This window comes from Ruegeria sp. 6PALISEP08, from assembly GCF_001238295.1.
Classification (GTDB): domain Bacteria; phylum Pseudomonadota; class Alphaproteobacteria; order Rhodobacterales; family Rhodobacteraceae; genus Ruegeria.
The window spans coordinates 301,658-313,733 of the sequence record NZ_LGXZ01000003.1; the positions used below are offsets into that span (position 1 = coordinate 301,658).

Annotated in this window: 13 protein-coding genes; 4 read left to right on the plus strand and 9 right to left on the minus strand. The window is 57.3% G+C overall.

The genetic code is table 11. The annotated features are described in order from the left end of the window. Window position 1 precedes the first annotated feature (1 nt). The gene (locus ALB80_RS06940) at window positions 2–1,015 is read right to left on the minus strand and encodes a hypothetical protein (protein WP_050603294.1); all 1,014 of its coding nucleotides are present in this window, start codon (window positions 1,013–1,015) and stop codon (window positions 2–4) included. A 145-nt stretch (window positions 1,016–1,160) separates the two neighbouring features. Here ALB80_RS06940 and ALB80_RS06945 point away from each other — a divergent pair, with 145 nt between their 5' ends. After that, window positions 1,161–2,096 (plus strand): DMT family transporter, encoded by a 936-nt coding sequence (locus tag ALB80_RS06945; RefSeq protein ID WP_050603295.1) that lies wholly within the window; start codon window positions 1,161–1,163, stop codon window positions 2,094–2,096. 284 nt (window positions 2,097–2,380) lie between these two features. Continuing rightward, window positions 2,381–3,154, plus strand: a complete 774-nt coding sequence (locus ALB80_RS06950; RefSeq protein ID WP_253276830.1) for a Hint domain-containing protein — start codon at window positions 2,381–2,383, stop codon at window positions 3,152–3,154. A 56-nt stretch (window positions 3,155–3,210) separates the two neighbouring features. On the opposite strand, the gene ALB80_RS06955 is transcribed toward ALB80_RS06950, so the two are convergent. The 8 genes from ALB80_RS06955 to ALB80_RS06990 form a co-directional block, all read right to left on the minus strand. Further along, the gene (locus ALB80_RS06955) at window positions 3,211–5,412 is read right to left on the minus strand and encodes a 3-hydroxyacyl-CoA dehydrogenase NAD-binding domain-containing protein (RefSeq protein ID WP_050603296.1); all 2,202 of its coding nucleotides are present in this window, start codon (window positions 5,410–5,412) and stop codon (window positions 3,211–3,213) included. Continuing rightward, a complete protein-coding gene (locus ALB80_RS06960) occupies window positions 5,405–5,893 on the minus strand; it encodes a cupin domain-containing protein (protein ID WP_050603297.1) in 489 nt (162 codons plus the stop codon). Before ALB80_RS06960 ends, ALB80_RS06955 begins: the two co-directional genes overlap by 8 nt. Continuing rightward, window positions 5,893–7,104: an acetyl-CoA C-acetyltransferase gene (locus tag ALB80_RS06965; protein ID WP_050603298.1), complete on the minus strand. Its 1,212-nt coding sequence runs from the start codon at window positions 7,102–7,104 to the stop codon at window positions 5,893–5,895. Before ALB80_RS06965 ends, ALB80_RS06960 begins: the two co-directional genes overlap by 1 nt. 11 nt (window positions 7,105–7,115) lie before the next feature. Next, window positions 7,116–7,754, minus strand: coding sequence for a glutathione S-transferase family protein (locus ALB80_RS06970; protein WP_050603299.1), 639 nt, complete (start codon window positions 7,752–7,754; stop codon window positions 7,116–7,118). Window positions 7,755–7,888: 134 nt separating this feature from the next. Beyond that, window positions 7,889–8,101 (minus strand): hypothetical protein, encoded by a 213-nt coding sequence (locus ALB80_RS06975; RefSeq protein WP_050603300.1) that lies wholly within the window; start codon window positions 8,099–8,101, stop codon window positions 7,889–7,891. A gap of 53 nt (window positions 8,102–8,154) precedes the next feature. Beyond that, window positions 8,155–9,936, minus strand: coding sequence for an acyl-CoA dehydrogenase C-terminal domain-containing protein (locus ALB80_RS06980; protein ID WP_050603301.1), 1,782 nt, complete (start codon window positions 9,934–9,936; stop codon window positions 8,155–8,157). Window positions 9,937–9,978: 42 nt separating this feature from the next. Further along, window positions 9,979–10,380: a MerR family DNA-binding transcriptional regulator gene (locus ALB80_RS06985; RefSeq protein ID WP_050603302.1), complete on the minus strand. Its 402-nt coding sequence runs from the start codon at window positions 10,378–10,380 to the stop codon at window positions 9,979–9,981. A 270-nt stretch (window positions 10,381–10,650) separates the two neighbouring features. Continuing rightward, on the minus strand, window positions 10,651–11,019 hold the full coding sequence (locus tag ALB80_RS06990; protein ID WP_050603303.1) for a MerR family DNA-binding transcriptional regulator: 369 nt from the start codon (window positions 11,017–11,019) through the stop codon (window positions 10,651–10,653). A 115-nt stretch (window positions 11,020–11,134) separates the two neighbouring features. Here ALB80_RS06990 and ALB80_RS06995 point away from each other — a divergent pair, with 115 nt between their 5' ends. Next, complete coding sequence (locus ALB80_RS06995; protein WP_050603304.1) at window positions 11,135–11,554, plus strand: PaaI family thioesterase; 420 nt, start codon at window positions 11,135–11,137, stop codon at window positions 11,552–11,554. Window position 11,555: 1 nt separating this feature from the next. Next, window positions 11,556–12,074 (plus strand): PaaI family thioesterase, encoded by a 519-nt coding sequence (locus ALB80_RS07000; RefSeq protein ID WP_050603305.1) that lies wholly within the window; start codon window positions 11,556–11,558, stop codon window positions 12,072–12,074. Window positions 12,075–12,076 lie beyond the last annotated feature (2 nt).

The window sequence follows — 12,076 nt, forward strand, 5'->3', positions numbered from 1 at the left end:
TTTATTCGCCGCAGATATTCTGAAGCTGGACCCAATCGCGGTCCGGCAACACCTGTTCCAGGGTCCGGCCCGCCATGGGATCGGCCTCGATCAGACCCAATACAGTCTCTCCGGTAATGTCGCGAGCGTAGGCGTATGGGGTTGAGGGCAGGGCACTTTGCGAGAACATCGCCAGCAAGTCTCCGTCTGGAATGGAGGGGCGGGGTTGCGAGAGCACCTGTTCGGTATAGGCGTCGATAATCTCGGGTGTCAGCCCCCCGGTGGTCAACAACCGAAAGGCCGAGGATGCACCGGTTTTGTCCAGCAAGTCATCCAGCGGGTCTTTGAGAGCCGCCCGCACCCGTTCCGCAACAACGTATCCTGCAGCGACCGCAGGGTCTTCGTGATCTTCAACCAGCGTGCGGTTTAGCAGAACGGTGCCGCCAGGCAGACTAAGGCTGTCTTGAACACCTGCGGGCAAAATGATGATCTGCCGCACGCCCGTGCGCCGGGCCAGTCGTTCCAGCGAAGCCTGCGCATCCCGAGAGGTGCAAGCCTGCCCCGAGACGCGCTCGATCCGGCGCAGGATTGTGTCGCCGATCTCCTGCCGTTTGACCTCGGGCACGACCGAGACGACGTGGTTCTGCAGCGCGCTGGGCAGCCAGAACAGCAGCACAGCCAGAACCGCGGCAACGACGCCTCCAACACTGAGCCAGCGCAAGCGCCCGGGATGGGGGCGCGAGCGATCGATGGCGCGCTGCAACCGGTCGATTGCCTCAAGCATCGTGGTTTCGGATTCTCCCAGTTCAAGCGTTTCATCCGGGTCGCCATCAGGGTTGAAGATGGCCGGAAAGGCACCGGGATTCTGCCGTTCAACCGCTGCCAGAGACCAATGGGTCAAAGCCCTGTCGTTGAAATCGGAAATGGTCAGGGTGGCTTCGCCAATCGATACCACAACCTCACGCCGCTGTTCATCGGGCGAGGGGCGCCACAGACCGGTGGCTTCGATCCGCTGATACTGTTTCAGGGCCGTCATCTGGATGAGGTCTGCTCGATATTGTTTTGACGCAGCTTAGCATGGCGCGTTCACAGGGCGCAAACCTGTTGCACGATCTTTCTGAGTTGTGGTGGACGCCCAACAGGGTTAAGCGCAATTTTAAGATCGCAATTGAGGCGCGAACATGCAGGCAACTTCAACTTCGTCCCCGGTGCTGGCCTCAGCTTTGATGGTTGGCGCAATGGCGATTATCGGCGTGATCGATAATGTTGTGATTCTGTTGGCCGAAACGGTTGGTCTGTGGCAATTCCATCTGACCCGAGCGCTTTTGATGCTGCCGCTGATTGTCGGCTTGTCGCTTCTGGGGCTGGGCAGCCTGCGACCGCAGCGATGGGGGGCCGTCATTCTGCGCAGCCTTTTGATGACTACAGCATTGCTGTTGTATTTTGCATCACTGGCCATGATGCCGATTGCGCAGTCATTGGCTGGTTTGTTTTCGTCACCCATTTTCGTGCTCTTGATCTCATCATTGGTGCTCAAGCAAACAATAGGACCGTGGCGTATTTGCGCAGTGTTGATCGGGTTCACAGGCATTCTTCTGGTCCTGCAGCTAAGCCCGACGGAATTTGACGTGCGCACCTTGTTGCCGGTCGCCGCCGGATTTTTCTATGCCCTGAGTTCGATTATCACACGAACGCATTGTTCCCAGGAAAGCACAGTGGCCATGATAGCAGTGATGTCGATAACACTCGCATTGGCCGGTTTGGCGGGCGTTCTTCTGTTCACTCTTTTACCTGGTGCCGCGCCGGATGGGCCGGATGGTTTTGTCACGCGCGGATGGGTCTGGGATATGGCCCCAGCGATGTTGTGGATCGCCATTCAGGCCGTCGGTTCGACCGCAGCTGTTTTCATGCTGGTTAAAGCTTATCAGGTCGGCGAGCCGTCTTATGTGGCGGTGTTTGAATATTCGGTCATGATTTTCGGCCCGCTTTTTGCATTTGTGGCTTTGGGGCAGACCCTCGGCATTATGCAGATTTCGGGCATTGTTCTGATTGCAGCAGCCGGGGCGTTACTGGGATGGCGGTCCAGACAGGCATCCCAGCAGCAAGAGGTTTTCTGACGTCTTTGTACGTTTTGTTTGCCTGAAATTCAGTTTCGTATCATTTGCCAAGATCGACAGCGGCATTCCTTAGCTGTTGGCGTACGGATTCGAAAGCTTGTACAGGCTGTTCGTTTCGGAATTAGCACAAAAGCCAGAGGTTTTTTTGTGAGTGTTCACAGTTTCCCTCGGTTTTCAGGCGGATTCGGCCCAAATTGGGCGTAAATATGTCCGAAATAAGACACTCTTCATTTTTGGTGCTAGCTCTTTGACATAACGAGTTTGTGCCAAAGGGGGTTAGGCACGTGTCTGAAGTAACGAGTATTTCTGTTTATCTAAATCAAGCACCTGACGGTGATCCAACCAATCTGAACCAGGCGGTGAATGCGCGCCGTGGGGGATTTCTGCGCAGTACGAAAATTGCCACCACCAGCGGCTGGAAACCAATTGAGCGGATTGTCGTTGGCGAGCGGGTTCGAACGCTAGATCACGGGTTCAAAGAGGTGCGTCGCATCTCGACCAGTGTTGTGGTCATTCCGGCCGACGAACGCCGCACAGAATATTTGCCGGTTTTTGTACCTGCACGTGCCGCGTATAACGGGCGGCCGGTTTGGCTGATGCCCGAGCAGGGCATAGCGCTGAACCTGTCCAAGATTGACGCCGAAGCCAACGGGATTTCCATTCTGCCTGCGCGAATGCTGAATGGTGTGGGCAGGTTGATGTCGCAGGCACCGGGTTCGTCGTTTGAGGTATGCTCTCTGTTCTTCGACGATGATCAGGTGATCTTTGTCGAAGGTGGCTTGCAGACCTACTGTCCCTCAGGTCGGTTCAATATGCGCGGAACGCCCAACAGGCAACAGTATGATGTCGCTGACGAAGAGGCTGCTACTGACCTCGTCAACATAATTGCAGCTAAGGGCGATATGTCAGCCCTTGCCAACCCATTGGGTGCTTTGCCTGCACCCATTTCGCAGGACCCGATATTTCCGATCCGCCCGTCATTTGGGGTCAGGCGGCCGGGTCGACCGGGGCGTCCCAATGCGCCGGTTCTGTTCCTGCGGCCCGAATGGCAGATCTAACCAAACACTGACAAGAACGATGCAGGCGCGTGGTTTCACGCGCCTGCATCATTGCTTTAAGCGGCTTTTGCTTCGGGACTGAAACGGCCATAGAAGCTCTGACCTTTTTCAGCCATCTCACGCAACAGCGGCGGGCAGGTGAAGCGCTCGCCATAGGTCGCGGCCAGTTGATCGCACCGCTCGGCTGCATACGGCGTGCCGATAATGTCCAGCCAGCTGAGCGGACCACCTGACCAAGGCGCAAAGCCCCAACCCAGAATGGCGCCCACGTCGCCTTCACGGATGTCTTCCAGAACGCCTTCTTCCAACGCGCGCACCGCTTCCAGAACCTGTGCGAACATCAGGCGTTCCTGCACTTCGATCAGGTCAGGCTGATCAGCTGCGTGCGGGTACTTGTCTTGCAGCCCTTTCCAATATTCGACGCGCTTGCCTTTTTCGTCATAGTCAAAGAAGCCCGCATTGGCCTTGCGGCCCAAACGGCCCAGTTCTTCCATCCAGAAGATCAAGTCGTCCGACGGGCTGTCCGGATAGGCATTGCCCATGGCGGCCTTGGTCGCGCGGGCAATCTTGGCACCCAGATCAATCGATGTTTCGTCGGTCAACTGGATCGGACCAACCGGGAAGCCCAACTGACGCGCGGCGTTGTCGATCAGAACCGGGTTCACACCTTCGGCAATCATCCGTACACCTTCGTTGATATACGGAATAATGCACCGGTTGGCATAGAAGAAGCGCGCATCGTTGACCACGATCGGCGTTTTGCGGATCTGGCGCACATAGTCCAGCGCCTTTGCCACCGCGCGATCTCCGGTGTCCTTGCCCTTGATGATCTCAACCAAGAACATCTTCTCGACCGGCGAGAAGAAGTGGATGCCGATGAACTGGTCCGGACGTATGGATGCTTTGGCCAGATCGGTGATCGGCAGGGTCGAGGTGTTCGAGGCAAAGATGCAATCCTCGGGGATGATCGCCTCGACCTTTTTGGTCATCTCAGCTTTGACGCCGGGGTCTTCGAAGACAGCCTCGATGATCAGATCGCACCCTTTCAGGTGATCCAGATCAGGGGTGGCCGTGATGCGGGCCAGCAAGGCTTCTTTTTTTTCAGGCGTGGCTTTGCCGCGCTTGATGCCCTTGTCCATATAGCTTTCGCTATAGGCTTTACCCTTGTCGGCAGCTTCCTGATCACGGTCGATCAGAACGACTTCCATCCCGGCCTGGGCCGAGACCAGTGCAATGCCGGCCCCCATCATGCCCGCGCCCAAAACGCCGACCTTTTTTACTCGCTGATCGGGAACATCTTTGGGACGCACTGCGCCTTTCTCCAGTGCTTCCTTGTTCAGGAACAGCGACCGGATCATGGCCGAAGAGGAGGGGTTCATCAGGACATTGGTGAACCAGCGTGCTTCGATTTTCAAAGCGGTGTCAAAGTCGACCAGAGCGCCTTCATAGATCGAACTCAGCAGAGCTTTGGCCGCCGGGAAAGCACCTTGCGTCTTACCGTTGACCATCGCGCTTGCGCCCACAAATGTCATGAAGCCAGCGGGGTGGTAAGGCGCGCCGCCGGGCATCTTATAGCCCTTCGCGTCCCAAGGTTTGACCAGATCGGCATCCTTAGCATTCAGGACCCATTCCTTGGCCGCTGCAACCGGATCGTCCGACACTGCGTCGATCAGCTGCGCGCCCTTGGCTTTCTTCGGGTCCATCATCTTGCCTTCCAGCAGGACAGGGGCCGCCGCCATCGCGCCGACCATGCGGCTATAGCGCATTGTGCCGCCGCCACCGGGGAAGATTCCAAGCAGAATTTCCGGCAGGCCGATCTTGGATTTCGGGTTGTCGGTCATGACACGGTGATGACAGGCCAGAGCGATTTCAGTCCCGATCCCGGCGCATGTGCCGTTGATCGCGCAGGCAATCGGCTTGCCGCCTTTCTTGGTCTTGGGGTCCATACCCGCCAGTTCCAGCTTGCGCAGGATGTGGTGGCCGCCCATGACGAAATCGAACAGAGCTTGTGCCGGTTCATCTCCCGCTTCCTGCCGTATCGTGGCCAGCGTATTCAGGTCCATGCCACCTGCAAACGAGCCTTCTTTGCCCGAGGTGATGACGATACCCTTAATGTCGTCGTCGTTCAGGGCCTGATCAATCAGTTGGCTAACCTCCTGAAAGGCCTCGCGGGTCAGCACGTTCATGGATTTGCCCTGGGCGTCCCAGGTCACAAAGGCGACGCCGTCTGCGTCTTTGCTCAGAGTGAAATCAGTCATTGTCATCTCCAATCTGGTCAGCCGTCAGCGGGCTACCGTCCTTGCGGGTGAAGGAGAATCCGTTCTCATCATCCTTCACCATCATGTCTATGTCGCTGTAATAGCCGGTCTCGGTCGGGGTCCGGGTGCCCACCACCAGAAAGGTCGCGGGCGCATCGGTTTTGTTCACAAGGTGGTGGCCGTTGGCCTCACCTGCTGGCCAAGCGGCGCAATCACCGGGCTGCATCTCATGCTCGCCATCCTCATCGATCAGCACGCATTTGCCGCTGAGCATGATGGCAAACTCGTCCTGCTCCATGTGGTAGTGGCGCAGAGAGGACAGGCCCTGCGGCTCAAGCCGCACGATGTTGACCCCGTATTGGGTCAGACCACCCGCATCGCCCACGCGCTGAACAAAACGACCCGCGGTCGCTTCGGCCAGCTTGCCGGGATAGGACGAGCCGCCCTTGAACGGGATCTGAGAGAGGTCCAGCTTGGGCATCAGACCCGCTCGATAATAGTTGCTGCACCCATGCCGGACGCAATGCAGAGCGTCGCCAGACCGGTTTCCTTGTCCTGACGCTCAAGCTCATCCAACAGCGTGCCGATGATCATCGCACCGGTTGCACCCAGCGGATGGCCCATCGCGATCGAGCCGCCATTGACGTTCACCAACGCAGGATCGACGTCGAACGCCTGCTGAAACCGCAGCACGACCGAGGCAAAGGCTTCGTTCACTTCGAACAGGTCCAGATCGCTGATCTTCATTCCGTTGTCGGCCAGGATCTTCTCGGTCACAGGAACCGGACCGGTCAGCATGATGGTCGGGTCGGTGCCGATCTTGGCGGTTGCCTTGATGCGCGCGCGCGGCTTCAGGCCATACTTCTCGCCAAATTCCTTGTTGCCGATCAGGACAGCAGCTGCACCGTCCACGATGCCCGAGCTGTTGCCCGCGTGGTGGATGTGGTTGATCCGTTCCAGATGCGGGTATTTGATCATCGCCACCTTGTCGAACCCGGGCATCTGCTCACCCATCATCTGGAAAGACGGGTTCAGCGCGCCGAGGCTCTGCATGTCAGTGCCGGGGCGCATGTATTCGTCGCGGTCCAGAATGGTCAGGCCGTTCTGGTCAGTCACCTTGATGACAGATTTCTCAAACCGATTGTCTTCCCAAGCTGCAGCCGCGCGTTTCTGAGATTCAACAGCCAGCGCGTCCGCGTCATCACGGCTAAAGCCATATTCCGTCGCGATAATGTCCGCCGAGATACCCTGCGGCACGAAATAGGTGTCCATCGCCAGCGAAGGGTCAACAGCGATCGCCGCGCCGTCGCTCCCCATGGCCACACGGCCCATCATCTCAACACCGCCTGCGATGTAGGCTTCGCCCGCGCCGCCTTTGACCTGGTTTGCGGCAAGGTTCACGGCTTCCATTCCGCTCGCGCAGAAACGGTTGATCGCCAGACCGGGGATCGATTGGTCCAGATCCGAGGCCAGAACGGCAGAACGCGCCAAGCAGCCGCCTTGCTCCATCACTTGCGTGACGTTGCCCCAGATCACGTCTTCGACGGCGTGGCCTTCAAGGTTGTTACGCTCTTTCATTGCGTTCAGGGTCAGGGCGGACAGGCGCACCGAGGTTACCTCGTGCAGGCTGCCATCCTTGCGGCCCTTGCCGCGCGGGGTGCGCAGGGCGTCATAGATATAAGCTTCGGTCATGGGTCTTCTCCTTAAGCTCGATCCGACGGGTTGCCGGGCATCAGGTCATAGGGGTGTTTCCAGCCGGGCTGCTCGGACAGGCGAGTCAGCCAGGCGTCGATATGGGGCCAGTCGGCGCGGTCAAAGCCGAATGGTTCGGGATAATAAAGGTAGCCACAGCAACTGAGGTCAGCATTGGTCACGCCGTCGCCAACGATCCAGTCGCGGCCGTCCAAGTGAGCGTTCAGCACTTGGTAGGCTGCCTTCAGTCGCCCCTGATTGAATGCGATTACATCGGGATTACGATGTTGGTCCGGGAGGAAATTGATCAGAAAGCGGGTCAAACCGGCCATCGAGCTGAGCTTGTGATTGTCCCACAGGACCCAGCGCAGAATGTCGTAGTTCTCTTCCCGATCCTTGCCGCCGAACTTTCCGGATTTTTCAGTCACATAAGCCTGAATGGCGCCGGATTGGCTGGTACGGAAATCACCGTCGATCAGGACTGGCGCTTCGCCCATTTCATTCACTTCGGCGCGATACTCGGGCGTGCGGGTAACACCTTTGAAGAAATCGACGAAGACCGGTTCCCATTCCAAACCGGACATTTCCAGTGCCAACGCAGCCTTGTAGCTGTTTCCGCTTTCTCCGAAGCAATGAAGTTTGATGGACATGTGATCGCCCCTCCCAAGGCACAAGCGCGAAGTCGGCATTCGCGTATTTCGAGAAAGACCAACCAAAAGGCAGAGTGCCTTCGGGGTTCGTCTTTCTGAAAACACGCCCACCCGAAAACAGGTGGCTGGTGTGGTTAACGTTTCCGCGCCTCAAGCTCGGAATTGAAGATGCGCAAGCGGTGGGTCAGGTTCTCCTCATCAATCACGCTGTTGAAGTTCTCGAACAAAAAAGACAGTGCTTCGCCTTCGTCCAGACCTGCTTCACGCGCGAAGGCCCTGAGTTTGCGATATCCGTCTTCGGTCATGGCGACAGGAAAGCGGCGGGTCAGGCGAAAACGCTTTGGCATGTGTGTCCTCCGGTAAGATGGGTCCGGGCAGGGGGCCCGAACCCACACTGAGATCAGAAGCTCGCTGCGTCCAGTGCCATTACCGTGTCCGCGCCAGTCTGAATGCGCGCCAAGTGCATCCCAGTCGCGGGCAGACGACGCGCCATGTAGAACCGACCGGTGTTGATCTTGGTCTCGTAGAACTCTTTATCCGATGCGCCGACGTTCAGAGCATCCTGTGCAGCATTGGCCATTTGCGCCCACATCAGTCCCAAGCAGACATGACCGAACATGTGCATGAAGTCGTAAGAACCGGACAGAGCGTTGTTCGGGTTCTTCATTCCCTCTTGCATGAAGTACATGCCAGCGGCTTGCAGATCCTTGGATGCGGCTTTCAGCGGTTCGATGAACGCCTTGTCAAACGCTTCGTCCTTGCCACCGTTTTCCTTGCAGAAGGTTTTGACCATCTCAAAGAACGCCATGACGTGCTTGCCGCCATCCTGCGCCAGTTTGCGGCCCACAAGGTCAAGCGCCTGCACGCCATTCGCGCCCTCGTAGATCATCGCGATACGGGCGTCGCGGGTGTATTGAGACATGCCCCATTCTTCGATGTAGCCATGGCCGCCATAGACCTGTTGCGCCTGAACGGTCATGTCATAGCCCTGATCGGTCAGGAAACCTTTGATGACCGGGGTCAGCAGCGAGATCAGACCATCGGCATCCTTGTCATCGGACCGGTGCGCTTTGTCGAGCATCGTCGCACCCCACAGGATGAACGCACGTGCGCCTTCGGTAAAGCTTTTCTGGTCCATCAGGTTGCGGCGGATGTCAGGGTGTACGATCAACGGATCGGCAGGACCGTCCGGGTTCTTTACACCCGTCACGTCGCGCCCCTGCAGGCGGTCCTTGGCATATTCCAGAGCATTCTGGAACGCGGCCTCTGCCTGTGCCAGACCCTGCATCCCCACGCCAAGGCGCGCTTCGTTCATCATGGTGAACATGGCGCGCATGCCTTTGTGCTCTTCGCCCAGCAGCCAGCCGGTGGCCTCGTCATAGTTCATGACGCAGGTCGAGTTGCCGTGGATGCCCATTTTCTCTTCGATCTTGCCGACCGAGACACCGTTACGCTCACCCAGGGTGCCGTCTTCGTTGACGATGAACTTAGGGACGATGAACAACGACACGCCCTTGATGCCGTCAGGGCCACCGGGGATTTTGGCCAGTACCAGATGGATGATGTTGTCGGACATGTCGTGATCGCCGGACGAGATAAAGATCTTCTGGCCCGAAATCTTGTAGCTGCCGTCGCCCTGCGGTTCCGCCTTGGTGCGCATCAGGCCCAGATCGGTACCGCAATGCGGTTCGGTCAGGTTCATGGTGCCGGTCCATTCACAGCTGACCATGTTGGGCAGGTATTTGTTCTTCTGTTCGTCGGTTCCGTGCGCCAGAATGGCCGAGGCCGCGCCATGGGTCAGGCCCTGATACATGGTGAAGGCCTGGTTGGAGCCTGAGAACATCTCGCCAACGGCAGTACCAATGACATATGGCATATTCTGACCGCCATACTCTTCCGGCATGTCGAGGCCAGTCCAGCCACCTTCTTTCATCTGCTCGAAGGCGTCTTTGAACCCGGTAGGGGTGTATACAATGCCGTTTTCCAACCGGCACCCTTCGGTGTCGCCCACAACATTCAGCGGGTGCAGGACATTGGTTGCGACCTTGCCCGCCTCTTCCAGAATGGCACCGGTAAACTCGGCTTCCAGTTCGTTATAGCCGGGAATATCCGACTGCGAGATTTTCAGAACGTCATGCAGGATGAACTGCGTGTCTTTTGTTGGCGCGTTGTAAACGGGCATGTGAAGCTCCCTTAATTCATATGTCCGGATGGCGGGGCGAGGTTATTCGGCCGCCTTCTTTTCCTGTTTCATCGAGGCGATCACCTTTTCGCCCCAGCGCAACTGCTCTTTCAGGTCGTCGATGGCTTGTGTCAGTTCTTCGCGGCGCGATTCCATGTCGGCCAGACGTTCCAACGCGATTTCATAAGTGCGGGTCATCTGAGTGACCTGTTGGTCGCCCACATGATACAGATCCAGAAGCTGGCGGATTTCCTCCAGGCTGAAGCCAAAGCGTTTGCCGCGCAGGATCAGTTTCAGCCGCGCCCGGTCACGCTTGGTGAACAGACGTTTTTGGCCTTCGCGGATCGGGAACAGAAGTTCCTTGGCCTCGTAGAACCGCAATGTGCGTGGTGTGACATCATAGGTCTCGCACATCTCGCGGATTGTCATCACATCTTCGGTCATTCGTCATACTCTCGTCGCTGGCGTCATGAGACATGAGTTGCGCAGTTGCTTTGAGCTTTACAACACGTGAGTGACGTTTACGTAATTCAGACGCTGCGTCACTTTAAAGTTGACGTAACATCCAAACGCGTAAACACCGTTTGGTGAAATTTTCTTTCCCTAAGGTCAGGCAAAACCCGCGTCTTTTAAGTGTGCAAAAGCTGCCCACACACGCATGTGGTGCGCCAAGCCGCGATTATTTGTCGAAGCGGACGTAAGGAAACGGCAGGTTTATTCCAGAGACTTTGCCGTCTGGTCGCGCAGGCGCTTTAGCTCGTCCATGGCCTCGTCCAGTTGCTGGCGCTGCTGTTCAAGCTCCCTCATCTGGCGATCCGCCATGTCTAAAAATGTGGCCATTTGCGCCTCGTTGCCCTGATCTTCATAGATCAACAGCCATTGGCGAATCTCTTCCAGAGGGAATCCGAACTTGCGGCCACGCATGATCAGCTTCATCCGCGCGCATTCCCTGGCGCCATAAAACCGGGACCGACCTTCGCGGTCCGGTTGCAGAAGCTCGATATATTCGTAATAGCGCAGGGTGCGCGGTGTTACATCGAACTCGGCGCACATTTCTTTGAATGACAAACGGTTGTTGGACATTCCTGGTCTCCTCGCCAGCAACCTAGGCGGTCCCGATCTCAAGCGCAACAGGTGGGCTTGCCCTTTGCCGAAACAGCGGCTCATAAAGGAGGCGCAGAGAACAGGACACATACCTATGGTCGATAAGACAGTTTTAGCCCGACAGTTTATCGAGGCGATACCTCATGCGCGGGCTCTGAACCTGACGCTGACCCATATCGGCGAGGGTGAGGCAGAGATCACGCTGCCATACAACGAGGATCTGATCGGAGATCCGCGCACCGGTGTGATCCATGGCGGAGCAATCTCGACCATCTTGGATACGTGCTGCGGTGCTGCGGTGATGAGCCACCCCTCCGCGCCCGGAGGGACCGCAACCATCGACCTGCGGATTGATTACATGCGGGCGGCAACGCCAGGTCAGACGATAACGGCGCGCGCGACCTGCTATCACATCACGCGGAACGTGGCCTTTGTACGGGCCACTGCTGTGGATAATGACAACGACTTGCCTGTGGCCACAGCTGCGGGATCCTTTACGGTTGAGGGGAATTAATATGGCAAGACCTCGTCCCGAACCGGTGCAGATGGTCAAGCAAAGGCGTGATGCGGCATTGCGTGCGCTGGTTGATGGTGTCCCTTACATCCGGTTTCTCAACATCAGCTTCGACCGACGCGGAGATGAATTGACCGGTGTTCTGCACTTTGATGACAAACTGATTGGCAATCCGTTTCTGCCTGCGATTCATGGCGGCGTGACGGCTGCATTTCTCGAAGTGACAGCCGTCATCACACTAAGCTGGGAACACATGTTCGCCAGCATAGAAAGCGGAGAGATAGACGCCGAGGCCATCGTGACGGACAAGAGCATTCGGTTCCCCAAGACAATTGACTTTACCGTAGATTATCTGCGTTCGGGTCTGCCGCGGGATGCTTATGCACGGGCCTTTATCAGCCGGTCCGGACGGCGCTATGCCTCGGTCCGGGTCGAAGCCTGGCAGGACAATCACGCAAAACTGTTTGCGCAGGCATCGGGGCATTTCCTGATGCCTCAACCCCCTATGGACAAGAACTGACC